Consider the following 25,900-nt stretch of genomic DNA (forward strand, 5'->3'; position numbering starts at 1 on the left):
ATCAGCCAGTTGTTCAACATGACTACTACAGATCAGGTACCACAGAAGGTTCGGTAAGGACAAGTGGGTTCCTCAGGCAATGTAGAGTAAACCTCCTGTTCAGTAGAATAAGCATAAGGGTCCGAAAGAACTTCAAGAAGTTTCTCCATCACACGGTAATCTTCTCGTTCCACCGCAGCTTCCAGTGCTTCTTCTACCCGATAGTTGCGCGGGATGATTGCAGGATTGCTGCTGCGCATCAGCTGATGCGAGGAGGCTTCGGATTCCTGTTGTCTGTCCAGCCTCGCCTGCCACTGCTTGTTCCACTGGGTAAAATCCGCAGTGCTGAACAAATCCGCATCCTCCAGCTTGTTTAAAGTTAGGGCACGGAAGGTATTGGTGTAGTCCGCGCGATGCTTCTGCATGATTTTAAGAAGATCCTCAATAAGGGATTCATCTTGCGGCTCTTCGTTAAAGATCCCCAATTTGGCCCGCATTCCCGTAAGCCAATGGTGGCGAAACATGTTTGCAAAATCTGAAATTGCATCCTCGGCCAGTTGGACAGCCTGCTCTCTGTTGTCATGTAGCAGCGGCAAGAGGGTCTCTGCAAATCTCGCGAGATTCCACGCAGCAATATGCGGCTGGTTGACATAAGCATAGCGGCCCTGCATGTCGATGGAACTGAACACCGTCTCAGGATTATAGGTATCCATAAAGGCGCAAGGACCATAATCAATGGTTTCTCCGCTAAGGGTCATATTGTCGGTGTTCATCACTCCATGAATAAAACCCACTAGCTGCCATTGGGCGATCAGCTTCGCCTGACGCTTAATCACTTCCTGAAGCAGTGAAAGGTAACGGTTTTCGTCATTGGCAACTTCAGGATAGTGCCGTTCCAATGTGTAATCAGCCAGAGTACGCAGATCTTGGGACGTGCCCCATGCTGAGACATATTGAAAGGTGCCGACACGAAGATGACTGGCAGCCACACGAGTCAGAATGGCGCCGGGCTGCTCAGTTTCCCGGATGATCGCCTCACCTGTAGTAACCACCGCCAAGCTGCGGGTGGTAGCGATACCTAGCGCATGCATCGCTTCGCTGATGATGTATTCGCGGAGCATCGGCCCAAGTGCCGCTCGGCCATCACCACGACGAGAGTACGGCGTTCTGCCTGAGCCCTTAAGCTGAATATCAACCCGTTTACCCAAGGGAGTGATCTGCTCGCCGAGCAGTAGAGCACGCCCGTCTCCTAGCATGTTAAAATGCCCGAATTGATGTCCTGCGTAAGCTTGAGCAAGAGGCGTAGCACCTTCGGGAACCTGATTGCCGGCCAACATTGCTACGGCGTCATCTCTTTGCAGCGCATTTTCGTTCAAACCCAGTGAGACTGCCAACGGATGATTTAAAATGATCAGCTTTGGTGAGCGAACAGGATTTGGATTGAGCTTCGTAAACATGGATTCCGGCAGACGAGAATAACTGTTGTCGAAGTTCCACCCTATTTTATTTGCTATTTCTTTTTTCTCCGTCATAGTGTCTCCTTTTCTGCTGTGGTATCTTGGATTTTTCCATTTTAGTTTTTACTTCTATCCATTTATTATCCACATTTCACCATGCTGTTGTACCTTTCAGCCTACTTTTTTATTGTAACCGATGATCAAACATGAATTGTATTTGAATACCGAATGGGTCTTCAATAATACCATAGGCTTGGCTAAACACGTTACTTGATAAAGGTACAATGATTTTCACTCGATCATCTGTTATTAGACTATGATAAAAATGTTCAATTTCTTCTCTGTCAGCACTTTGAATACATAATGAAGTATTATTCCCTACGGCATATTCTTCACTGGGATTCATTGGTTCTTCTGCTATCATGACCTTTGTTCTTCCGATCGATAAGACAGAATGAGAAATATAATCTTTATTTTCAGCAGTAAGCTGTATTGAGCTGTCACGTTTGGCCATATCTTGATAAGTAACGAGAAATCGTTCCTCGGCGTTAAAATGTTTTTTGTAAAAAGTTATAGCCTCCTTTGCTTTTCCGTTCATGGATAAGAAAATAGCTATTTCCAGTGTTGTACTCATGGGTTCAATCTCCTTTTATATCATGCTTTTAGGTAGATATCTTATAGATTTGATATATCACCTTGAACCTATTATCATATGTAAAGGTATCAAAACATGACACCTTTTATAAGGAGATTTATGTATGAAGAAATCCGAAAGATTAAATGACATGATCAGGTACTTAAACAGTCGAGAGTACTTTAATTTAAATGATCTCATGGATAAATACCATATTTCAAAAAGTACAGCCTTACGTGATATTAGTTCATTAGAACAATTAGGTATGCCTATTTATTCGGAACATGGCCGACATGGACGATATGGTATCTTAAAAAATAGATTGTTATCCCCTATTATTTTTACGATGGATGAAGTATATGCTCTGTACTTTGCAATGTTGACGTTAGAAGCTTATCAATCTACACCATTTCATTTAAGTGTTAATAAACTTAATGAAAAGTTTGAACACTGTCTTTCTAAAATACAAATAAACCAGATTCATAAAATGAAAAAGGTTCTACAATTTGAAATATATCAACATAATCATGTTAGTCTCTATTTGGACAAAATACTAACCAGTATTCTTAATGAGACGTACTGTAAGGTTAAATATTCAAAAAATAACCAGAATAAAAGTTACCATGTTCAATTTTTCAAGATTTCCGCTAAGTTTGGCCAATGGTACGCAACTGGAATAGAGTTAAATACGAATAAGTATAGGGTTTTCAGATGTGATCGAATCACCTTGGTAGAAGAAGAGGACATCCATTCTCACTTTTCGATAGATGAACTCCTTAATCGTTCATTAGAAATGTATCAATCTGAGAAGAGCATTGACTTTGAAGTAGAAATTGTAGAACAAGCCAAGGATATTTTTTATAAAGAACATTATCCCTCTATGAAAATACAGCAGGGTCATAAAACAGTCATCAAAGGATTCTATAATCCTGGAGAGGAGGAGTTTATCGCTCATTATTTTATGAGATATGGTCATTATGTACGATCAGTAAAGCCTGAATCTTTAAAACAGATTATTAAGGAGAGAGTTGAGCACCTCTTAAACCACTATCAAAAATTATAAAATCATCGAAGGTTTGTTCCAAAGATTCTCTACATTTTAGCAAGAAAAAGAAGCCTCAAGCTCCTTTTCCCTGCCAACAATGACATTGAAATTATGGCTTCCGTTTGGCGATAACAGCATAGGATACCGTTCTTGTGAATCCACTTGGATTCCATGCAGTAAATACCCATCTGTCTTCGGCTGCGGAATAATTATTGAGAAGAAAACCTTGTTCATTTCCAGAGAAAGTCCATGAGCCGCTAATCAGGTTGTAGTCGTTACCGTTAATCGTAGTGCTTCTAAAGCTATTGGGAGAAAGAGTGACCGGAGCGAAAGTGAAACGTGCGAATCCATCTCCAAGTTGAGTTACACGAATGGCTTTTCTAACATTCATAACCACATGGCTTCTTTTTTTCAGTTTTTTCCCCAATTTTGCTTCCGCTTTTCTAATTTTCACTAAAGTTGCCTTTCGCAAAAAAATCATCTCCTTCATTGTTATACTTATAGTTAATGAAGGACTAAATACTTTTGAATGGACAAAATCCCCGGTAAATTGGCTGGATTTTTTGGAGATGTTGAAACAAAAAGCCCTTCCTTAAAAAAAGGAGGGCTTGATACCGCTACTTCTTATTTCCTATACCGATTTTGTTAAGCCGATATGGGTTATCATGGTGTCATATGGCTCTAATTCCATGGTTTGTTTGCCATAGTCCGTTTCAATCGTTGTTCTTTGCAGTTGATCACTATTGTTAATAACAACCAACATTTTACTTTCTGGATAATAAGCACACTCCGTGTATAGGTTATCCGTAATGTACTTCGTTTCATTTAACTCATTGTCCGCAAAACGGATTATATTCAGCAGCAGTCTTGTGTTTTCCCAGCTGAATTCGAATGAAGGAAGGTAAATTCCCTTTCCTTTACCGAAGGCATGAGTGGATAGTGTTATCATTCCATTCGTTTCACCCGCTATTGCAGCTGACCCATCCGTAAGATAAATCCTATTCTTTGGCGTTATACTTGCCCCTTCAGGCACCAAACCATGCTCATCCCTAACCTCATATGTCCATCTTCCATGACCTACCCTGGAGCCTGTATCCTCATCCAAACCGAGAACATGTGCCATTCTAAAAAAGCTGTCGTGACCTTCTACCGCCGAAGGCTGATTGATGCCAATAAAGGTACCACCTTCATAAACCCATTGGGTCAGTAAGTCCACACACTGGTTGTCATTCCAATGCTGTCCACCACTCCATGCTGTACCGGCAGAGCCTGCATTGATGACTACATCACAATCCTGTAGTATTCCCTGACGGATATCTTCAAAATCGATGAACTGAACTTCAACCGGCAATCCGGATAAAGCCTCATTGATATGAATCAAATCATGCATATACGTTTCGTGGAAATGGCCAGACAAGGTCCACGATCTCAATTTTCCCCAGCTGTGCAGAATAGCTACTTTCGTCTTCATGTGATAGGGTTTGCCTTCATGATGCAGTTCTTTGATTTCTCTAAATTCATTGGCAATCTTTTCGATGTAATCGCAAAAATCCGGGTAAGGCTCTACAAGATGCAAATATCCACCCAGTCCAATCCGGTCAATAGGCTCCCTCAACAGGGCGCGCCGGATATTAATCCAATACTTTTTGGCATCCAGCGTGGGGTCGCCCCCCTCCATAAAGGTAGGAAGCCCGCCTAAGCCAACCGGAAATAAGTAGGGATGCAGCCGAATCTCATGCGTATTCACTTTCACACCTGAACACAGCCTCGCCTCATAACCTGAGAACACACATTTAATCAACCCGTCAAATCCAAACTCTTGAAAACGGTCATTATAAGGCTCCATACCAACCCAACTGTCATCATAAAACACATAGGCCAGCTTGTCGTGCTGATGCACAATATCAATTAATTTCTTGCCAAATTCGATTACAAAATCATTGATAAATGCCATCCAGTCCAGCTTGCGCTGCTCAGCCGGGATATGTGTGACGCGATACTTCCCGCCATTCACAAAATCCTCGGCAGTCATCGAATACCTATATCTCTTGGCAAATAGATCCAGCGCTCTTGAGCTTACCGTAAAATCGTATGACCCCCAATCAGAGAACAGATGGCGATTGCGCTCATTGCTGCCCCAAATCCAGGCGAAGTTATAAAATAAGGAGGTAAACCGGACAACCGTGGTTTCCTTATGATGAAGACACCAATCCTCCATCCAATCCAGCAGATACTGTTGCGTTTCTGTATACATGGGATCAATCTGCATTAAATGCTCTTTGTCCCAATGATTCGTGGTGTGATTGTACATGGAAATCTCTTCCCAGATCCGGTAGGCCATGAAGCTTACCGTGTATTTATGCCAAGGAGCAATTCCGGTAATGACCACATTTCCGGATTCCCTTTCATAATTCCATTGTTCTCTTGGAACTTCTTCCCCGGTCGTTCTGTCAAAAACCTGCCAGTAGTTAAGCGCCTCTTTAGAATCATTCACTTTGAATTGTTCTGCAAAAAAATCCTCCATCAGATAGATGGATACATAATCCTGTACAGCTACCTTCGGATTCGTCATTAAAAAACACTGTTGCAGCTTATCCAGATTGCGGGACGCCCACTTGTTATGATCTCTGATGATACAAATTGTAGAATAAATGCCGTATCCAGCGTTTATAATCTCATCGGACAACTGCGTGCCGTCACTGTCACGGATGACATCAGCGCCCCATCGTTCAGCTAATTTCAGGGTCAGCGCCTCATAACCAGATTCTCCTGGTAGCGTAAAGGCCCCCGTTTTTTGTTTAGACAACTTCGATCCCTCCTAATTCAACATATCGGATAGAAAAGCCAACGCTAAGCCTTGTCCCCAGCCCTGAATCCAGTCTTTTGGAATATTGCGATACCCTTCACGATCTTTCATAACCGCCGTGCCGCCCGATACACCCAATACCCGTCCGTCTTCGCTAATATGGTTTAAGATGCCCTCCAATGCCTTTTGCACGTATTTGGTATGCAGTGGATTGCCGTTATTGATCATGGCCGCCGCAATACCGCAAGATGCAGATACTTCTTCATAGGACTCCTCGTCATCCAGTACCGTACGCCATAAGCCGTTCTCTGTTTGAACACCTTTCAGTGCCGCCAGTTGATCCCGAAGGGAACACTCCACGTCCATACACGGCGGATACAAATACCAGTCTTTCAAATGAATTTTGACTTGCGACATGGTAAATGCTCCCCAAGCATTCGCTCTTCCCCAGAAAAATCCGGACATGTGATCCTGTTTGACATTGTTGTAGCCATGGTACCAGAAGCCGCTACTAGGATCTTGCAGGTATTTGATATGCCAGTAATATTGATTTAAGGCATCCTGGATCATTTTCTCGTCCTTTAATTTGGTTCCTACACGCAGCAGAAAGAATGCCGCCATAAACAACGTGTCTGCCCATGCCTGTTCTGGAAAATCATTAGCAACGGATACCGTATGCTGCAGAACATGGTCTCCGAACCTGAGAGCATGGTTTTGGATGTAATCCACCTTGCTCATCACAATATCCCAATATTTCTGGTCCCCTGTTTCTTCATACAATGTGATCAGCATATGGCCCATGGCACATGTATTTACCGTCCAGTGCGGCAGACCCAGCTCGATGTATTCATCTGCCCACTGGACAAGCATATTTAGATACTCTTTATTCCCTGTTTGGGTATAGGCTCTGGATACACCATAATAAGCCACACCGCAGGGCCAATCCCATGTTAAATCCATCGCCATGGTTTTTCTGACGACTTTGTCGATGACTCTTAATATTTCTTCCTTGTCATAATTTAATTGAAGCATTGTTATTCCCCTCTCCTAGTGCACACGCCCCCAAAGGCGCTTGAGAGCGGTTCGTCACTGTTTTGGAAACGCTTTACTTATTCCATTGTACGCAGTAAAATAGTCTCAATCTAAGCACATTCGCAACAAAACTGCGCAATTTCGATCATTTATGTATACCTGCTGGCTAAACTTGACATAGCGTTGACCTATAATCTACTCAAATCCAAGTTATGGGAGTATCGAATATGCCCAGAAAAAAGAAGCCCATTATAGAATACCGACATTACAGCTTGCCTATAAACTTCCCTGTCTTGCTGTTAAGCGGTGAACGTTGGAAGATTTCAGATATTAAAAGTGAGCATCTCCATTTTCATAACCATTTGGAGATTGGTATTTGCTATTCGGATAGCGGCTTCATGGAGATCAAAGGAGAATCTGTCCCCTTCAAAGCCGGGGATGTAACTTTCATTCCCAGGTATCTTCCTCACACCACGTATAGTTCGCCAAATACAGCCAGCCTTTGGTCTTATATCTTTTTTTCGCCAGAGGACCTTTTCCAACATTCCTTTAAAAGCGCTTACAGAAACTTTGAGCCCAATTTGTGGGTGATGAAGGGAACGAACTGTATATTAAACAAGGAGCAGCATCCCAAGGTGTATACACTTGCGACTTCGATCGTAGAGGAGTTACAACAACAGAATCCTTACTATCAGGAAAGCGCCTACGGCTTATTGTTATCCCTTTATATAGAACTTCTCAGAATTCACTCCAGGAATGAATCATTGAAAGATGCAGAAACAGTACATAGCCGGAAAAGCGATTTTGCCATTTCCCCGGCTTTGGAGTACATCACTAAAAATTATATGACACCTGTTAACATTGATTTTTTGGCTGATCTATGCCATTTAAGTACAACTCATTTTCGCCGAAAATTTCATGAGATTATGGGAACGTCGCCTCTTGATTTCCTAAACAGCACCCGAATCGAAGAGGCCTGCAAGCAGTTAAAAAGCACAGATGACTCCATTCTTTCCATCTCCGAGCAAGTCGGTTATCGTTCCATTTCCAGCTTCAACCGATGCTTCTCTAAGCTTATGGGAGAGCCGCCTAAAGAATGGCGTAAAGGAGCGCAATCCGAAGCACAATCGGCGAAAGCGTCCATACTGGAGTTTAAGGGGTGGGTTTAATTTTGCCAAACTGAATCCAGCAGCGCGTCCAGTTCCCGCCAAATATCATAGTGGGTGACGTAGGACATTGCGGCAACCAGGAAAGATCCTTGAATAAGGATAACCAAATCAATTTCATTTTTAATGAAAGAGACATATTTATTATTAATTCTCTTCCTCCAGTCGAAAATGCTCCGTAAGACGTTCAATCGTAAACTGGTTTCTCAATTTACAGGCAGAATTCTGATTCGCAAACATCCCTTTCTCCCAGATCGCCTCCTGTTTAGAAACAGTCTTGACCCATTTCACTCGTACAACATATTCGCATAAATCGGGGTCATCGACATCTGTATCCATTCTTACATGTATATCAGCATCAAGCAGTGGTATATTTACTCCATTTACCATCACTTGAAACTCCTTTATGGGTACTACTTCCTCTTGCACGATTCCGACACCAACATACCCCACCTTAGGAATACATGCAAAAATCCTGGCACCTGGCTTTAGAAGATTCAGCGATCTGCTGTACCATTTTCCTTGGCCAGCCGAAATAAAACCGTATCGTCTGCAATCCTCCCAGTTCCGATAATCACCGTCTCCCAAAGAGATATAAAAATCTTTCCCGTTCCATGGAGCCTTTCCTGTTTTATTCGTCGTCACATTAGATGTTTTAACCTCAACTTTGTTGGGATCAATGAGCCAGTTTCTGGCCAGATATTCATTATCTCCGTCTTTAAAATAATGAAAAAAGAGTGCATTAATCGGGACACCGAAGTTCGTTAAGTAGTTAATGATTCGTTCTGTTACTGGATCCAATTCTGCTGACACGATAATCAATTGATGGAGTTCGTTCAAAGTTTCAGGTAGGTCGGTTTGAAAATAGTCTACAAAATCTTGTTCCAATTGCTTTCCCGGATTTCTCTCACTATAGATCTCAATGATATCCGTATAATTCAACTGTTGAACCCACGAGGCATAATCCAGTGTCTGTGCAACTACTTCTCGTGGCGTTTTATTACGTTTTAATTCGATAATGACTAGATTCCCTTCCGAGTTCATTGCAAGGATATCAATGAATTTACCAAAGGCTGTATTGATCTGTCTCCCAATTAATAATAACGAAGGATCGATGATGCTAATATCATGTGTGATAACATCTTCGAGCTTACGTTCGGTCTCCATACTAGAAAAATGAATTTTCTCGACAGCTCCATTAATCTTCCAAATTCCTAGTTCGATCGGCATTCCAGTTCTCTCCTTGTTTGCATGCTTTCCTCACTCCTTAAGTCGGACCCCCAACACCTTACTAGCCAAGTCTACCTGCTCATGATTCAAATCCACTTTAACTGTACCTAAACGTCTCTGCTCGCGCCACTGCACCAGGTCCTCTTCTGTTTCCAATTTGAGTTCAGCAATCTCCGCTGCACGGTCAAACATATACTTCGACGTATACAGCACCGTATAAATTCCTCGTCCACCAGAAACAATCGGCTTGTCCCTCTTCATCCATTTCTCCACCGTAAATTTCACATATAGTTTATCTTCCGTACCTCGCCTGTAAGGACGTTCAGTGATTTCTTTACGCCGCATTACCTTCCAGTCAACCACTTTCCCATACCAGTGAATCCCGGTTTCGCCTGTGGATAAAAACTGACTTCGTGATTGATAGAGAGCAACATATTCTAGCTGTGTTAATAGTTTGTGGTCAGAGATATTTTCCAAGGGCATATGGTAAAATCCGTGCTTTAATGCTAAATCTAACTGCACCTTTTCCCGCAACGAACCAACCATAACATTTTTGCCGCTCATTTTGTTCTGATAATAACTCTTCGTCCCCCGCGGCCGGGTAGAACGCTCATAGGCTTTCTCAGGACTATCCATGATAATCTCATCCAAGAAAGCTTCCATCAGCTTTGTTGAGTTCGGTAAAAATGGAAATGCCCCAACATTAATTAACTCAATACTTTTGTAAAATTTATGTTCTTGAAACCGTTCCTCATCATGATATGGGAACAACACATAAGCACCAAACATGCTTCGTTCCAGCTCCCGGCTATGTGCATCTGTGTACACTATAGCATCCCGATAGCGATGCATCGTGTTGATGTCATCTTCCTCGGGACCCGGCATCTTGTAATTTCTGAAATACGACGTTCCCTCATACCCAGGATTCAAGCGATATTTGGCATCAAAGATATACTTATATTCCACCGCAGCTTCATTTTTCTTCAGTGTAAGAACATTGTCCGGCTGTTGCCCCAGTGTTTCGCTATGATCGCCTTTAGGTAATGTGTTGTAGTAAAGGGTGAATACCTCCCCATTGGCCGGGTTTCGATATACCATCTTGGCTTTCTGTGTTTTATCCAGGGTTACAAACAAGCCCCTGCGATCAACCCTAATCATATCTTGGGTGAGAAGCTCATACTTCCGGCTAAGAAGATCATGGATTTTAAGAAAACACCAATATTCATATAGCTGTGCTAAGTCCTTCATGGAAATACGGAAGAGGTCATTTTGAATGGACAAGCCCTTCATAAGCATCAAATAATTCCGGTACACTTCCCGATACCCCGGTGCCATTTGTAACACCAAAGAGATCGACAATTGCCTCATTTCGCCAACCTTTAGAAAATCCAGGTTCAATAGACGCTTTATTTGTGTTTGCATAAATTCCAACCGCTTCGCTAGCAATGGATCTTGTAAGCGGCCCTTTTTCATCAATCGTGCTTTTATATCCTTCAACTTGCTCGAAATACGGAGCAGCACCCAACGTACAAAGCGATTCTCCATCGTGTTGTAGCTAATTTGCCGTTTCGTCTCCAATACATGACTTGGGTAATAGCCTTGGTTGTTTAACAATACAAAGCCAAGCCTCTCATCCGGCACTAACAGATGGGGACGTTTAGTTATAAAAGGAACGTTCTCTTTGCCCACCCTCTTCGCTCGAGCAGCTTCTACAATTCGCTCCTCTTTCACTAGCTTAGTATGCGGAGAAGCCTTAATCCGCTCCACAGCTTGAACAAGCTGGTCGAACACATGCTGAAGGATGGTAAAAAACTCAGTTAGACTTTGATTACGTGTCTCTTTTAGACCCGTCAGATTGTAGGTTTTTCGTAAAAAGTCAAAGGATAGATTATAAATCTGCTGGTTCACATCTTTCAGGATCATTTGGTAATCATTTTTGTAATCCATCTTTGCTGGAAATATCTCGAGCTGAAGCTGACAAATCGGCTGCCCATTCCATCTTAGCTCCAAATCGGATAGTCCGACTTCATTTTGAAAGTTAAGAATACCAGATAAAATCGTTTTACCGAGGGGCTTAATCGCTTGACGTAAGTTTACATTCTCATGGTGAAAGGTTAACGCTATATCCTGCTTTTTCTCAATAATTAGCTCATAAGACTGCGTCTCGAAAAAGATCGGGTAGCTTGGGTCACCTGTTTGCCATGGTGACAATTCGCCTAATTGAGGAGTAAATACAGATACCTTTTCAATAGATAGAACCGCAGACAGAGTAGACACCTGCAATGAGGTATCCACCCATTTCCCTTCCTCGGTGCGGTGAAGCTGCAAAAACTCCACCGTCGGATGAAACGGCTTGCCTTGAATATATAAATTAAATAGATTCGTCTCGACACGAAGAAGCTCAACGCTCTGACTAAGAGAGCCAATATGAGGTAAATCCATCTTCCTCCAACCTCCGTAACATGAAGGCAATTTTTTTAGCAGTTTGAGGATGCTTCGCATCTTCTTCTCCTTGACTGGAGCTCCATTTCTGGTAGAGGTCTGAAGCATCTTCAATAAGATCATTTACTACTAAAGACTTCCCTAGCGCTCCTTGCATCAATTGCAGTAACACCCGTTTCACAGATAAGCTACTACCCTGGACACGCGGAAGTATTTTCTGAAGAAGCTGCAAATCAAACGCTTCATCCTCAGTAAGTAATTGAAACCGTTGATTATACACCATATAAAAACAAATGGAGTCCCTAATCCGAAATCCGACCTGAGCATGAATCTCTTCTAGGATATGGTTGATCTTCACGAGCTTCTCTGTCGTTTTATGTACCAAATCACTATAATCCCGGTACATGTCCACCAACTGTAAATACTCACTGCGTAAAAATTGATTATCGGCCACTATCATTTCTTGTTGCTCTGCCCGATAATCGTTTGGATACTGCTGTAAATTGATGTAGTTAAATTCAATCGTATTGGCACGATCTAACACCTTTTTGCTAAAAGGATGCGTAGTCTCATCCATATTGACTGTTCCAATCAAATACACGTTATCTGGCAAATATAGATCCCCATAGATCGACTGATCCTCTGACCTTAAGGAATCTCGGTTAATTAACGGTGAAGTCACAATTCGATTGTTATTCCATTCTTGGGTTTCGATGATACTTAGCAAATCACTAAAATAATACTCTACCCTAGCCAAATTCATCTCATCCAGACATATAAAAAAAGGCTTATGTCGGTTTTCTGGCTGTGAGGCTTCTACCAATACTTCCGCTAAACGGCCCGGACGAAAAGCTCCTGATAAATCTTTGTAGCCCAAAAGATCAGACGGATCACTCCAATCCGGCCTTACTGGAATCAACGTGAATTGATGGTTACTCCCAGTCGCACCAAGTGCCTCAGCAAATAGCTTAACAAGCTTCGTTTTGCCTGTACCGGATACTCCAGCTAGAATGACGAATGGTTTAGTCTTCAGAGATAAATACAGGTTCTCAATTAGCCCCGTTGGATAATGAAATCCTCTTTGCTCGATATAAGCTTTGATTTGCTCAACTCGCGGCGACACCGTTAATGGATCCAATGGCTCTAGCTCCTCATATTCGAAAGTAGGCTCATTCTCTTCTACTGGCTCTTGTGTCAGGCTGTCCACGTAAAGCTTATAGTTGTTCATTACATTTTCTAAATCGGCCAATAGTTGATCATCATCTGGGATAGAGTCCCGATCATAACGCACATAAGCAACCGTGGATACTTGATAATCCCGTCCTAAACCGCTTGTTGTTAAGTGGATGTTATCATCCTTTTGCATGCTTTGAAGTGGAAGCTGATCTCGCATTTCGGTGACCTTTTGCTCGAAATATTGGTAGGCCTCTTTTCTGCCCCATTCCTTGATAGGAAGGGTCACCCCCTGGGCTAAAGTTAGATAAACATTCCTCATATCCTCTGAAAATAAATAAACGATATACTGGCCTTGCTGTGTTGTTCCTGTAATTCGCTTATCCATGATAGCAATCCAGGGTATGTTAGCCCAGTTCCCCTGACCAATAGAGCCTTGGATTTTATAGTTATCATCAATAAAGGGCAGCTTCCTTAGTTGTTCCGGTATAGTTTGTCGAAACAGCACACCTAAGGGATGATTAGCAAAAGTTTGTGTTTTGGCGTGTAGGTAACTATTTAAAATTTCAGTTAAAGTATTTTGCAGTGAAAAGGTGGCTCCTTGTTGGTTAGCTGCTAGTTGATTATTGTAGCCGTCTAATTCGTCTAACGCATATGCTTTTAATTCCTGAATTACATTGTCATTAAGCTCATTCTTAATGGATGACTTAAAAGTAATGGCTTGCTGATCGTTGTTGAATTCAAGTATCGATGATAACGCATTTATCGGTGTTTTAAGCAGTGTCTTCGTCTGGGCTAACGTATAATCATTCCAGCTTGAAGCTTCTCTCTGCGGCGGGGCATCCACTGGATTCTCTGCACTGCTATGATGTCGGTAATACGCCAAAAAACGCTCAGCAATTTTGTTGAGCGGAAATACTAGATTGTGGTTCTCTTCATATTCGTCGATGAGGGACAGGATCAGAACCATCTTATAAGACTTTTGTTTATTTCGGAAAATGTTAGAAAGTTCGTCGGGTAACATGGTGTTCCTCCAAGAATGTGCATTAACTTATATTAGACATAATTCGAGAAAAAGTACCTTTATCCTTTCTTTATCGGCATGATAGGGAAAACTTTAAATTCCAGATTAAAGAAGCAACTAAAAAACAAGACCGTTTCCTTTTATGCATATCCTTTGAAACATCTTTCGTATTCAGCACGGAAGAAGAACCACTTTTTGAATCTCACCGATTCATTTTTAAACTTTCATCCCATATTAAATATTGAAGTAATGAAGAAGAAAAAAACATACGATCTCCCAACTTCCGGTCCATATATTTATGCATCCTTTCCCGTAGGAAACTTCTAATGTGAACCATTTTGATATGTAAGCAATCACTTTTGGGATTATGAAGTTTTCTTGTTACTAGCAGCTTGGCTATCTGATAATCTCCAAAACTAACCATAGAGTTATCAAAAATTTCTTGGTAATCTAACTCGTTACTCGTAAATCCAATTCTTTGGACAGACTTATTCACATTATAATCTTGAAAAATTTTATTGGTGTTAAAGTTGAGACCTGTTTTTACTTCGCAAATAATTCCTATTGTTTTCCCTGGCTCGAAGTAAGAAAGTAACAACGGATCCCAATCCTCTAACCTACCGCCTGTTTCTTCATATACATATGGTAATCGAACAGCTAACAAATCTGCGTCGGATGTCCTTCCCTCACTATTTAGATGTAAAACAAAATTATTAATAAGAAAGAAGCCGTTTAATCTAAGATACCAATACACCAATTCTTCTCCAAAATTTGCATTCATTTGTTTTCTCCCGCACACTACATTAGAATTGATAGGATTATTAGCCTATGCGTAAATAATATCATTTTAAGGGACTGAAAATCATTAACTTTGATGAAATTTAAAAAGGACTCCTTCTAAGGAATCCTTGGTATCTTATCAATTATTATCTTTTATTTAATAATAAGGTAAGAATAAATTTAATAATTCATTCATTGGTTATCGTTTCCGTTCTCTTATCATACTACCTTTATTTTCAGGGAGAATCCGGTTTTGGCTAAAGAATACTTTTCATTGAATGTTAATTTTTTTTCATAATGTACTACGCCGTAGTTCATAAAAATACTGCACAATGGGATGCTTTAACTTCATCTTCTCGGTCATGTTTAATATTCGCTTTTTTCCTACTCGTCTGTCCACTAAAGCTAGAATATTCAATAAAATATCATTACTCTCTAAGCTGTCTTCTATAGAAGTAGTTAAAAACTTATTAGCTACAACATTAAAATTAGACTTGCTTAATGAGGCCTGTGCTGACAAAAGCTCCTTTGCATGTTCTGAAATTTTTCTACCTCTTGCTATTACTTGTAGACGATCCTCCGGAACGTTCCCATTAGTATCTTTTCTGATCGTTTCAATTTCTTCATTGCTGATAGGAACTTGGATCTCTGGATCATTCTTGATTTCCAACTCCGACTGGTACCATTTGATTGGACTAGTTATATCATTCATATTGAGTATGTTCTTCTTATCTACAGCAATATAACAAACTCCAGATTTATCAGGCAAATAACGGTAACTGGTTGCCCGGTATTCGACCCTACCGTCTAACGCAGGAGAAAGGAAGCTCTCCAGTTGTTGCTTCAATTTACTCCAGGACATATATTCCTCCTATGTTCTCAAAGCCTACTAACAACCCGTCCTCCAACTTGGCAATTTAAATTCCACGTTCCTCTACCTCATCATGATCCTTACTTCCAAACTCATCAAGCAATGTACGCACTTCACTTGTTGATTTGGCATTCATTAAGCTGCTTCTGAGTTCACTTGCCCCTCGGAATCCACGGACATATATTTTGAAGAAGCGGGCGAGAGGGCTGAACGAACGTGGCTCCTGTGCTGAATAATGATCATGGAGATCTAGATGAAGCCGCAGCAGTTCAAGCAATTCCTCACTGCTGTGTTCCTTCGGCTCCTTCTCAAACGCAAATGGATTCTGGAAAATACCACGCCCAATCATAATGCCGTCCACTCCATATTGCTCAGCGAGCTTCAAGCCGGTCTGACGGTCCGGAATATCTCCGTTAATGGTCAGCAGTGTATCTGGTGCTACCTCATCACGAAGTTTCTTAATCTCCGGAATCAGTTCCCAGTGAGCGTCTACTTTGCTCATTTCCTCTCTTGTCCGCAGATGAATGGACAAATTCACAATGTCTTGTTTCAAAATATGGGTCAACCAGTCGCGCCATTCGTCTACGGCAGTGAAACCGAGCCTTGTTTTTACACTAACGGGCAGTTCCCCGGCTTTGGCGGCCTGAATGATATCCGCTGCGATTTCGGGACGGCAGATCAGGCCGCTTCCCTTCCCATTCTCGGCTACATTCGCTACAGGACAACCCATATTAATATCGATGCCTTTGAAGCCTTCTTTTGCCATACCGATGCTCATTTCACGGAAATATTCCGGCTTATCTCCCCAGATATGGGCCACCATGGGCTGTTCATCCGCTGTAAAAGTCAAACGCCCGCGTACACTTTTGTTCCCCTCCGGGTGACAATAACTCTCTGTATTCGCAAACTCCGTAAAAAACACATCCGGTCTAGCTGCTTCACTTACGACATGGCGAAACACAACATCCGTCACATCTTCCATCGGTGCCAGTATAAAAAAAGGTCGTGGCAAATCACGCCAAAAATTATTCGTCATATCAAAAACTCCTCTATAATTACCAGGACAAATCTTTGGTCCCAAAATGGTAAAGCTAACCTGTTCATGTCCTTGCTTCTTCTTCACATATAACATGTTTAACCAACGTAGTTCAAACGGCAGGTTAAGCATAGACATCTAAATGAGTATATCATACTCAATAGAGGAGCATACTCCCCAAAAGACTCGCAAAAAAAGGAAGAGCGCCGCCCCTCCTTGCCATCTTCTATAACGTACTGCGCCGCAGTTCATAAAAATACTGCACGGCATAACTTCCCCCAGCCTACGCCGTTCCCATGCGAATGGCTAAAAAAAAGAGCCGAGGAATAATATCCTTGACCCTTTTCGTCAATTTCTACACATCAATACCCAAAATTTTCAGCTGTTCATTGATTCTGGCTTCAAGTTCAGCGATTTCTTGTTTATCTTGCTCTATTTCTTCAAGTGATGCCACGTGAGCATATTTATCAACATCTACACGATTTCGGTACGTTTCGATAATCTTATTGATGTTTTTATCAGTAAGTTTGTTTTGATTTTTACCTTTTTCAAACGCCAATACACCTTAACTATTAGTCTTTTCTGACCAACAGCGCAACACTCTCCACATGAACCGTATGCGGAAACATATCTACAGGCTGTACTTCCACTGTACTATACCCGCCATCCTCCAATATCCTTAAATCCCGCGCCAGTGTGCTTGGATTACAGGATACATACACTACACGCTCTGGCTTCATCTCCAGAATGGTGTCGAGCAGGCGTGGATCGCAGCCCTTGCGGGGCGGATCGACGACGATAACGTCGGCGGTGATGCCTTGCTCTTTCCATGCGGGAATGACGTCCTCGGACGCGCCTACCTCAAATTTCACATTACGCATTTCGTTCAACAGCGCATTACTCCGTGCATCGTCGATGGCTTCTTTGACAATTTCGACCCCATACACCTGGTCCGCATGCTGAGCGAGGAACAAAGAAATCGTGCCGATGCCACAATACGCATCGATTACCGTTTCTTTGCCTGTGAGCCCGGCATATTCGACGGTTTTGCTATACAGCACTTCCGTTTGTACGGGATTCACCTGATAAAAGGATCGCGCGGAAATCGCAAACTGGACGTTTCCAATGTAATCGTAGATCACGTCACGCCCCCACAGTACACGAGTCTCGTCGCCAAAAATAACGTTCGTTCGCTTCGTGTTCACGTTCTGGCATATGCTTGCCACGTGTGGGATATGCTCACGAATACTGCCGATCCACGCATCTGCGTGCGGAATATCTCGCCCATTTGTGACGAGGACCAGCATCATTTCACCTGTGCGAAAAGCGGTCTTCACAACGACATGGCGCAACAGCCCGCGCCCGGTTTCTTCATTATATGCACTGATGCCCAGCATTCGGCCAATCTCTTTGACCCGTGCGACAACTTCATCGTTGCGCTCGTCCTGAATGAGACAGGTATTCATATCCACGATGCGATGGCTGCCACGTGCGTAGAAACCGCCGACAAGCCCGCCCTCGGCGACACCAATCGGCACCTGTGCTTTGTTGCGGTACCGCCACGGCTCACTCATACCGAGTGTAGGATGCACAACTACGCCTTGTACACGCGACATGTGGTCTGCATTTCCATCCGCAGAGTCAGCCAAAACCTCTGCAGTACGCTCACTGGACTCCGTAGTCACACTCAGCTTTCCTATACGCTCCAGCACATCCACCACATGTTGCCGCTTCCAGCCCAGCTGCGCTTCGTAGCTCATATGCTGGAGCTGACAACCGCCGCATTGATCATAGATGGCACACGGAGCTGCAATTCGGTCGGGGCTAGCCTGCGCAATATCCAGCAGCTTGGCATAGCCGTACTGCTTTTTCGTTTTCAGCACCTTGACCCGTACCTTTTCACCCGGTAACGCGCCTGGAACAAACAGCGTAAACCCTTCGACACGCCCTACACCCTCGCCATCATGGTTCATGCCGATGATGTCTATCACGGCCTCATCGTTCTTTTGCACAGGCAGATCGCTACGCTCTGCACTAGACCGTTTACGATTGGAAGCTTCCTGACTCCGTCCGTCGTTACTCCGTTCATTTTTGGAAAAACGACGAGGTTTTCGTTCATTCTCCCCTTTTTTCCGAGGAAAATCGTCCATATTTCCATTTTTATTTTCGGTTCCAGCCCGAAGCATTCTATTCCCAGCTCCAACTGGTGACTGTTCCAGTTCTCTGTCTTTTTTCGCCTGCATGGTCTTGTTGTGCTGCTTTCCTGGAACTGGAGTTGCTGTTGCTGTATTCCGGCGGCTTTTTCCACGTCCGCTACGGTTATTTGTCATGGTTGTCACTTCTTTCTGTTCTTCTTTACTCACTTATCTTCAATCAGCCATATCATTCAAATCGTCATCTAGACGACGTTTAACATCAACTCGAAAATGCCGTTACTCCCCACGGAGAACGGCAAGGACCGATATGTTTCCTACAAAAAACAACGATCTTCTCTACGCTCTGTATATCGAACTGCTCAAATCAACAAAAACAGAACTATTTCCGTTGATTTCCTCACCGGAACACATTCAAATGATGCGGTAAATTTCGGAAGGTCGCTGGCAAGGTGCCTCCTAATTCGCCATCCAGATTAAGCTGAACATAGCCAGGTGAGGTCACTTCCATGTAATCTGTTCTGAAATAAACGATTTTCTTGTCCTGCATATGCTCTCCGCGCAGCGCAAGTGTAACCAAGCGGATCATTTCCGCCAGATTGCATTTGCGCACAGCGATGACATCGAGCAGTCCATCATCTATTGTCGCCCCAGGAGCAAGCTTTTCAAACCCGCCGACCGAATTTGTATTTGCGATTAGGAAAAGCATAAATTCGTCGTGGATCACTTCCTGACCCGATGCCTTGATGATCAGCTCCTGTGGAGCAAGGCTGACCATCTTCTCCATACCTTTAAAATAATAGGCCAATTGGCCAATCATCGTTTTGAGCTTGCTTGGAACTTCATATGTAAGCTCGGTTAAAGTTCCACCGCCTGCGATGTTGATAAAGTAGCGGTCATTGGCTTTTCCGATATCCAACGGCTTCGGATTTTGACGAATAACGAGGTCACAATAATCCTCCCAATGCCTGGGAATGCCCAGTGCTCTGGCAAAATCATTCGTCGTTCCTAGAGGAAACACACCCAGAGGCGGGCGGTTTTCCCTTTCAGCCATCCCGTTAATGACCTCATACAATGTACCATCGCCACCAGCGGCAATAATCATATCATAGCCACGCTCAACGGCCTCTGTTGCGGCACGCGTTGCGTCCCCTTCCCCTGTAGTTGCATGGCAAGAGGCCTCAATACCACCTTCATCCAGGCGCTGCAAGACATCCGCAAGGCGACGCTTCATTTCCTCACGCCCAGAGGTCGGGTTGTAGATTAATCTAGCTCTTTTCATTCCGTTACGCCACCCGTATATTTAATGATATTTATATTCACATCGCAGTTCATCACATTCAGTCTGTACAAAATATCATCATACTGGAAAAAGGCCTCTTTTACAATAAAAGAAGCCAGTCACTATCCAAATAAGGGAATTTCAGGTTGAGACACTAGCGCCCGAATTCCGTCTATTTATTATCGATCCTTGCTTGCTTCTGCATATTCTGCATCAGTTCACGAATCTGTCTGTCCATCCAGCTTGTTAGCAAAGGATGCGGCAATAAAGGATCACCTAAATAACGGTAATCCAGCCCCTGTAAGCGTTTAGGAATCATATGACTTGTAAAATATCCCGAACTCAAAAACAGCGGTGCCACAATAACATCATGCCCCCGCTCCTGATTCCAGTACGCCGCCTTGTCATGCACACCCTCAGGATTTAGCAAAGCGTGGTCCGTAATGATGCCACTCACGTTTTGCACCGTACGAGCCAACGAGGAAATCCCTTGCTCCCAGCGCTGAAGAAAGCCGTTGTGCGCGCTGCCGTGTCCTACGAGTAAAATGACCTCGCGCGCAGGATCGACCGACAACGGGCGAACCTTGTCCCACACCATGCGGGCAACATCTTCGCCGTCATCCAATGGGCTACCAAAATGCACACGTGCCTTCAATCGAAACGGCTCCAAATCTGTTTCTTTGTCTGGCGCAGCTTTGACTCCCAGCGCATAGCTAATTTCATCTACATGCGTACTGCCTGACGACACGAACAAAGGAATAACCAGTAAATCTGTTACCCCCAAGGCTTCCAGACGGTCAATCCCATTTTGAATCAATCTTCCTTTAACCGTTTCCAAAAATGAAACCTCTACCGGCATTTCTTCCAGCAATTGAAGCTTTGCAACTGCCTGATCCACCTGTTCCACCCAATATGGCTCTCTAGAGCCATGGCTGATGACTAGTATCCCAGGGCTCCGCATTAGCGACCCAGACGTTCCAGAGTCATTTTATACCCGTCATTCCCATAGTTCAGACAACGCTTAACACGTGAAATGGTGGCTGTACTGGCGCCTGTCTCAGCTTCAATCTGATTATATGTGCTGCCTTTGCCAAGCATACGGGCAACCTCCAGACGTTGGGAGAGGGATTGAATTTCATTAATTGTGCACAGATCATCAAAAAATACATAGCACTCTTCCAAATTTTTAAGAGTTAAAATAGCTTCAAACAATTGATCAATACTTTTATCATTAAGCTTTTTAAGCTGCATAGATTATCATCTCCCAAAGGTTACAATCTCTCCTCATTGTACTCGACAAATAGTCAGTTTTTCAAGCATTAACGGTTTCACGCATTACAGAACAACATTACATGACTACAGAAACATACTGTGCGAATGCCCAAATCCGCTTTTATACCTAATTTCGGGACACGCGCCTAAACCCACTGTGCGTTTGTAACATACAGTAGAGTATCAATCTGCAAAGGAATGTGATCTCATGCCTGGACATTACTATCATCGGAGGGCGCAAACGCGTTCCATTTCCGATCCGTATAGTTCAACTCCTTATCCTGGACTCGATCCATACAGCGAGGTTCCGCAAGTCGATTCCTCCGCCGTGGTGCCCTATGAGGCACCAGCGAGTATAACAGATTCCGCCGTGGTCACGCCAGACCCCGCCCCAGCCAAAGGAGGGCTGCTTGGCGGTCTTGGTAATCTCAACGATATTAAAGGTATTATTGACCGTATGGGCGGTATTGACGGGATTGTTGCTACGGTCGGCAAGGTACAAAAGATCATGTCTAGCGTGCAGCAATTTGCTCCGATGGCAAAACTGATTATGGGCTCGCTCCCAGCATTCAACAAAAACGCAAGCAAAAATTCCAAAACAGAAATTACTGAGGAACTGGATGAATATACACCGCCACGCCGACGCCGGAAAAAGACACAGCGCAAAAGCAATACTACCCCGCGCAGACGTCCGCGCAAGCGCACAAGAAAGTAGGCAGTTTTATTTAAACCAGCCTCGGCGAATAAACCACACCACCATCGCAACACTCAGTAAGAACATAAAGAACAGTACGCCAAAATATCCATATTTCCAGCCCAACTCGGGCATATTCGAAAAATTCATACCATAGATTCCTGCAATCAACGTTAAGGGCATAAAAATAGTCGTAATTACAGTCAGCGTCTTCATAATTGAGTTCATGCGATTGGAATTAAGCGATATGTAACTGTCTCTCAGGTCGGCTGTCATCTCGCGGTCGGCCTCCAGCATGTCTGTCAGCTTCAATAAATGATCATAAATGTCAGTAAAATAAGCCTTATGATCCCCCTGACCCTGCACATGCTGCGAATTTAAAACACGGTACATCAGATCACGCATCGGGACGATCGTACGGCGCAGCTTGAGCAACCTGCCACGCAGGTCAAACACCTGCTTCATTAATTCCTCTACCGATTCGTGTGCGCCCAAACCTTCCAGCTCGGCTAATTCATCCTCAATGATGAAAAGGCTCGGAAAATAGTTGTCTACCAGCTTGTCCATCACCGTATAAGCCGCAGCCAGCGGTCCGCGAGACCATATTTTGCGTTCATTCGCATGCTCAACAATCCGCTCCCAGGCCTGATCCAGCTCCTCTTGCTCACGATGGTGATAGGTAACCAAAAAACGGCTGCCAATAAACATATCTACCTCTTCCGCCTCTAATGTATCCGCATCAAGCGCATGCACTACCAGAAACTGTACATCCTCGTAATAATCCAGTTTGGGACGTTGCAGTACATGCATACAATCCTCCACAGCTAGCGGGTGAAAATGAAAATAACTCGTCAGCAGTTCTGACTCGCTCTCTGTAGGCTCGTTAAAGTCGGCCCAAATCCATATGTAATCTTCCATGACAATCTGCTCCAATGGTTGTCCCACCGTCACCTGATGATCATGACTTATAGCCAATGTACGTATCACCGTACGTCCCCCTCGCTTATACTGCCGTCTTATATGTTATTTATATTGTATATAAGCCATTCCACATTATACAAATCTCATGCTCTATATTTCCATACACTAAATAAGAAAAGGATATGCCAGGTTCAATCCCCCTAACATATCCTTAAAATAATTGGTCGTTATCACTTAAATCTTTTTCATTTCTTATACAGTTGTGGGATGCCCGGGTTCCACCATTCAAATCGAATGATGCTTACTCGCTATATCCCTCTCGGCGCAGCAAGCAAAGCGCTGCGCCAATTCCCTCTGCCTATCTCCACCCATTTAAAAGTGGCGCGGGCTTTTGCGAAGAAAGGAGTAGGTTCAGCAAGTCTTAGCGTAGCGGTCCATTTGAATCTGTAGAAGCGCCAGCGTTCGCCTTTGCCCTTGAATTTTCACCATATAGGTCTTATATAATCGAAAAAATTCATAGGCAACAGCGATCGAAAGATCAAATGGATCGTGGAGCGTCTCACAACGAGCACCCCGACTCACATTCACACCCCCTACCCCACTTACAATACCTTCTCCAAGAAACTAATGGTCCGCTCGTTTTTCGGATTACCAAATACCTCTTGCGGTGTTCCTTCTTCCACGATGTAACCACCGTCCATAAATACGACACGGTCGCTTACTTCTCGCGCAAAGCCCATCTCATGCGTTACGATCATCATCGTCATGCCTTCGCGAGCCAGATCTTTCATTACGCCGAGCACTTCGCCCACCATTTCAGGATCAAGCGCCGATGTTGGCTCGTCGAACAGCATAATGTCTGGGTTCATTGCCAGAGCACGTGCAATCGCCACACGTTGCTTCTGACCGCCAGAAAGCTGTCCTGGCAACACATCTGCCTTATCGGCCAAACCTACACGATCCAGCAGCTTCATAGCCGTCTCCCGGGCCTGCGCCTTCGTCTGTTTGCCCAGCTCAGTCGGTGCGAACATAATGTTCTTGAGCACCGTCATATGCGGGAACAGATTGAAATGCTGAAACACCATACCTATATTTTCACGGACCTTGTTAATGTCCACGTTTTTGTCACCCAATTTGTAGTCATCGACGATGACCTCACCAGCTGTAATTTCCTCCAGCATATTCATACAACGCAAAAACGTACTTTTCCCTGAACCAGAAGGGCCAATGACGCATACAACTTCGCCTTCCCGTACTTGCATGTCAATGCCTTTTAGCACCTGGTTACTGCCATAGCTTTTTTTCAGGTTTTTAACGATAATTTTACCCACGGCGAACTCTCCCTTCAAGACGGTTGGAAATTTTGGTCAGGACTGTAATGACGATAAGATACATCACCGCAACGACCAGCCAAATATCAAAGGATTGGAACGTCCGCGCAATAATGATTTTGCCCGATTGGGTCAATTCAACCAGACCGATAACTGACAAAATTGACGTATCCTTCAACGTAATAACCAACTGATTGATAAACGACGGGATCATGATTTTCACTGCTTGTGGCAAAATGATCTTCAGCATGGCTGTCCGGTATGGCAAACCAAGCGAACGAGCTGCTTCCATTTGTCCTGGATCAATGGACTGAATACCCCCGCGGATAATTTCGGTCACATAAGCACCAGCGTTTAGAGATAACGTCAACACCGCCGCGACAAAAAGCGGCATTTTAAAATCGAGTGCCTGTGGGATACCGAAGTAAATAAAGAATGCAAGTACGATCAGTGGAATACCGCGGAATACATCAACGAAAACAGTTGCAATACCGCGGAACACCTTGTTATGGCTAACTTTCATAAAGCCAAACACTAGTCCCAGCAAAAAGGCTACGAGCAAGGATACCAGGGTGTACAACAGCGTATTTCCCATCCCTTTAATCAACGCAGGCAGCGAAGCGGAAATGAGCTCCCAGCGGCTACGTTCTACAGGGGCCACACCTTTGCCAGATTCACCAAGGTATTTCGACATAATCTTGTCATATTCCCCGCTGTTGCGAAGATTCACAAGCCCTGCATTAAATTTCTCCAGCAGCTCCGCATTTTTGCCTTGGTTGACAGCAAAACCGTAAGAACCGCCTTTTTCCTTATCAGTCACCAGCTTAAGACCATTATTCTGAGTCACACCGTATGCCAGTACCGGATAATCATCAAAGCAGGCAACCGAATTACCTGTTTTAACTTCATCATACATCTGAGAAGAATCGTCGAACGGAACTGTAGTAAAGCCATATTTCGCCTTAATGGATTCCGCGAACGTGTAGCCTTCTGTTCCTGTTTTGACAGCGACACGCTGTCCTTTCAAGTCCTCATAGCGTTTAATCGTATCATTATCCTTACGGACCGCCATGACAACACCTGAGTCAAAATAGGGTTCAGAAAAATCAAATTTTTGCTTGCGTTCATCGGTAATACTCATCCCGGCAATGACACCATCTACTTGATTCGTTTCAAGGGCCTGCACTGCCGCGTTAAAGCCAAGTGGCTTAATGGTATACTCAAAATTCTGATCCTTAGCAATAGCTGCCAGTAAATCCATGTCGATTCCGACAAATTTCCCATTTACATCTTCAAACTCAAAAGGCGCGAACGTTGTATCCGTGCCGATATCATACTTTGTTTTATTTTCTGCGTGAGCCACCACACCGAAATTACCGGCCAGGGCAACCACAGAAAACAAACAAATCATGAGTGCTATTAGTTTTCTTGGTTTTTGCATAAGATCCTCCAGTCAGTTGAACGGTTCAAAGTTTTCTGTTTATTCTACAGGAGTTATTAAAAATTGACTACTTTGATGTCAGGTATTTTTTAAAAAACATCTCATGGAACTATCTGGATGTGTGAACTCTG

General features: G+C 43.5%; 23 protein-coding genes. 3 read left to right on the forward strand and 20 right to left on the reverse strand.

The window, feature by feature from the left end:
• Window positions 1-32: 32 nt before the first annotated feature.
• Window positions 33-1,511 (reverse strand): protein adenylyltransferase SelO, encoded by a 1,479-nt coding sequence (locus C0638_RS03375; RefSeq protein WP_058710727.1) that lies wholly within the window; start codon window positions 1,509-1,511, stop codon window positions 33-35.
• A gap of 109 nt (window positions 1,512-1,620) precedes the next feature.
• Window positions 1,621-2,070: a VOC family protein gene (locus C0638_RS03380; RefSeq protein ID WP_058710728.1), complete on the reverse strand. Its 450-nt coding sequence runs from the start codon at window positions 2,068-2,070 to the stop codon at window positions 1,621-1,623.
• A gap of 124 nt (window positions 2,071-2,194) precedes the next feature.
• Here C0638_RS03380 and C0638_RS03385 point away from each other — a divergent pair, with 124 nt between their 5' ends.
• The gene (locus C0638_RS03385) at window positions 2,195-3,133 is read left to right on the forward strand and encodes a helix-turn-helix transcriptional regulator (protein WP_058710729.1); all 939 of its coding nucleotides are present in this window, start codon (window positions 2,195-2,197) and stop codon (window positions 3,131-3,133) included.
• Window positions 3,134-3,224: 91 nt separating this feature from the next.
• Here C0638_RS03385 and C0638_RS03390 read toward each other — a convergent pair whose 3' ends face one another.
• From C0638_RS03390 to C0638_RS03400, 3 genes are all read right to left on the reverse strand, one after another.
• Window positions 3,225-3,596 (reverse strand): hypothetical protein, encoded by a 372-nt coding sequence (locus C0638_RS03390; RefSeq protein WP_225683773.1) that lies wholly within the window; start codon window positions 3,594-3,596, stop codon window positions 3,225-3,227.
• 150 nt (window positions 3,597-3,746) lie between these two features.
• Window positions 3,747-5,921, reverse strand: a complete 2,175-nt coding sequence (gnpA, locus tag C0638_RS03395; protein ID WP_058710730.1) for a 1,3-beta-galactosyl-N-acetylhexosamine phosphorylase — start codon at window positions 5,919-5,921, stop codon at window positions 3,747-3,749.
• 12 nt (window positions 5,922-5,933) lie between these two features.
• Window positions 5,934-6,953 carry a glycoside hydrolase family 88/105 protein gene (locus C0638_RS03400; RefSeq protein WP_058710731.1) on the reverse strand — a complete coding sequence of 340 codons (1,020 nt, stop codon included), beginning with the start codon at window positions 6,951-6,953 and terminating at the stop codon, window positions 5,934-5,936.
• Window positions 6,954-7,180: 227 nt separating this feature from the next.
• Here C0638_RS03400 and C0638_RS03405 point away from each other — a divergent pair, with 227 nt between their 5' ends.
• A complete protein-coding gene (locus tag C0638_RS03405) occupies window positions 7,181-8,122 on the forward strand; it encodes an AraC family transcriptional regulator (RefSeq protein WP_058710732.1) in 942 nt (313 codons plus the stop codon).
• 144 nt (window positions 8,123-8,266) lie between these two features.
• Here C0638_RS03405 and C0638_RS03410 read toward each other — a convergent pair whose 3' ends face one another.
• The 11 genes from C0638_RS03410 to C0638_RS03460 all read right to left on the reverse strand — a co-directional run bounded on the left by C0638_RS03410 (window position 8,267) and on the right by C0638_RS03460 (window position 21,361).
• The gene (locus C0638_RS03410; RefSeq protein WP_058710733.1) at window positions 8,267-9,349 is read right to left on the reverse strand and encodes an endonuclease NucS domain-containing protein; all 1,083 of its coding nucleotides are present in this window, start codon (window positions 9,347-9,349) and stop codon (window positions 8,267-8,269) included.
• A 30-nt stretch (window positions 9,350-9,379) separates the two neighbouring features.
• The gene (locus C0638_RS03415) at window positions 9,380-11,791 is read right to left on the reverse strand and encodes a restriction endonuclease-like protein (RefSeq protein WP_058710734.1); all 2,412 of its coding nucleotides are present in this window, start codon (window positions 11,789-11,791) and stop codon (window positions 9,380-9,382) included.
• Entirely contained in the window at window positions 11,763-13,988 is a 2,226-nt protein-coding gene (locus C0638_RS03420) for an MrcB family domain-containing protein (RefSeq protein ID WP_058710735.1), read from the reverse strand. Before C0638_RS03420 ends, C0638_RS03415 begins: the two co-directional genes overlap by 29 nt.
• 202 nt (window positions 13,989-14,190) lie before the next feature.
• Window positions 14,191-14,769: a hypothetical protein gene (locus C0638_RS03425; RefSeq protein WP_040102090.1), complete on the reverse strand. Its 579-nt coding sequence runs from the start codon at window positions 14,767-14,769 to the stop codon at window positions 14,191-14,193.
• A gap of 291 nt (window positions 14,770-15,060) precedes the next feature.
• On the reverse strand, window positions 15,061-15,630 hold the full coding sequence (locus C0638_RS03430) for an SF0329 family protein (protein WP_040102091.1): 570 nt from the start codon (window positions 15,628-15,630) through the stop codon (window positions 15,061-15,063).
• Window positions 15,631-15,685: 55 nt separating this feature from the next.
• Window positions 15,686-16,675 carry a tRNA dihydrouridine synthase gene (locus C0638_RS03435; protein WP_040102092.1) on the reverse strand — a complete coding sequence of 330 codons (990 nt, stop codon included), beginning with the start codon at window positions 16,673-16,675 and terminating at the stop codon, window positions 15,686-15,688.
• A 355-nt stretch (window positions 16,676-17,030) separates the two neighbouring features.
• A complete protein-coding gene (locus tag C0638_RS03440; protein WP_058710736.1) occupies window positions 17,031-17,234 on the reverse strand; it encodes an N-6 DNA methylase in 204 nt (67 codons plus the stop codon).
• Window positions 17,235-17,247: 13 nt separating this feature from the next.
• A complete protein-coding gene (gene rlmD / locus C0638_RS03445) occupies window positions 17,248-19,005 on the reverse strand; it encodes a 23S rRNA (uracil(1939)-C(5))-methyltransferase RlmD (RefSeq protein WP_058710737.1) in 1,758 nt (585 codons plus the stop codon).
• A 223-nt stretch (window positions 19,006-19,228) separates the two neighbouring features.
• Window positions 19,229-20,110, reverse strand: coding sequence for a diacylglycerol kinase (locus tag C0638_RS03450; RefSeq protein ID WP_013369524.1), 882 nt, complete (start codon window positions 20,108-20,110; stop codon window positions 19,229-19,231).
• A 172-nt stretch (window positions 20,111-20,282) separates the two neighbouring features.
• Window positions 20,283-21,071, reverse strand: a complete 789-nt coding sequence (locus tag C0638_RS03455; protein ID WP_014599496.1) for a sirohydrochlorin chelatase — start codon at window positions 21,069-21,071, stop codon at window positions 20,283-20,285.
• The gene (locus C0638_RS03460; protein ID WP_007428885.1) at window positions 21,071-21,361 is read right to left on the reverse strand and encodes a YerC/YecD family TrpR-related protein; all 291 of its coding nucleotides are present in this window, start codon (window positions 21,359-21,361) and stop codon (window positions 21,071-21,073) included. The genes C0638_RS03455 and C0638_RS03460 overlap by 1 nt, the downstream gene beginning before the upstream one ends.
• Window positions 21,362-21,590: 229 nt before the next feature.
• On the opposite strand from C0638_RS03460, the gene C0638_RS03465 reads away from it, so the two are divergent.
• Window positions 21,591-22,097 carry a hypothetical protein gene (locus C0638_RS03465; protein WP_058710738.1) on the forward strand — a complete coding sequence of 169 codons (507 nt, stop codon included), beginning with the start codon at window positions 21,591-21,593 and terminating at the stop codon, window positions 22,095-22,097.
• 6 nt (window positions 22,098-22,103) lie between these two features.
• Here the strand turns inward: C0638_RS03465 and corA are convergent, their stop codons facing one another.
• From corA to C0638_RS03480, 4 genes are all read right to left on the reverse strand, one after another.
• On the reverse strand, window positions 22,104-23,063 hold the full coding sequence (gene corA / locus C0638_RS03470) for a magnesium/cobalt transporter CorA (RefSeq protein WP_058710739.1): 960 nt from the start codon (window positions 23,061-23,063) through the stop codon (window positions 22,104-22,106).
• Window positions 23,064-23,408: 345 nt separating this feature from the next.
• On the reverse strand, window positions 23,409-23,579 hold the full coding sequence (locus tag C0638_RS25125; RefSeq protein WP_158657695.1) for a hypothetical protein: 171 nt from the start codon (window positions 23,577-23,579) through the stop codon (window positions 23,409-23,411).
• Between the two features lie 20 nt (window positions 23,580-23,599).
• Window positions 23,600-24,328 (reverse strand): amino acid ABC transporter ATP-binding protein, encoded by a 729-nt coding sequence (locus C0638_RS03475; RefSeq protein ID WP_058710740.1) that lies wholly within the window; start codon window positions 24,326-24,328, stop codon window positions 23,600-23,602.
• Window positions 24,321-25,769: an amino acid ABC transporter substrate-binding protein/permease gene (locus C0638_RS03480; RefSeq protein WP_013369517.1), complete on the reverse strand. Its 1,449-nt coding sequence runs from the start codon at window positions 25,767-25,769 to the stop codon at window positions 24,321-24,323. The genes C0638_RS03475 and C0638_RS03480 overlap by 8 nt, the downstream gene beginning before the upstream one ends.
• Window positions 25,770-25,900 lie beyond the last annotated feature (131 nt).

It is taken from the genome of Paenibacillus sp. lzh-N1, assembly GCF_002872435.1.
Taxonomy (GTDB): domain Bacteria; phylum Bacillota; class Bacilli; order Paenibacillales; family Paenibacillaceae; genus Paenibacillus; species Paenibacillus polymyxa_C.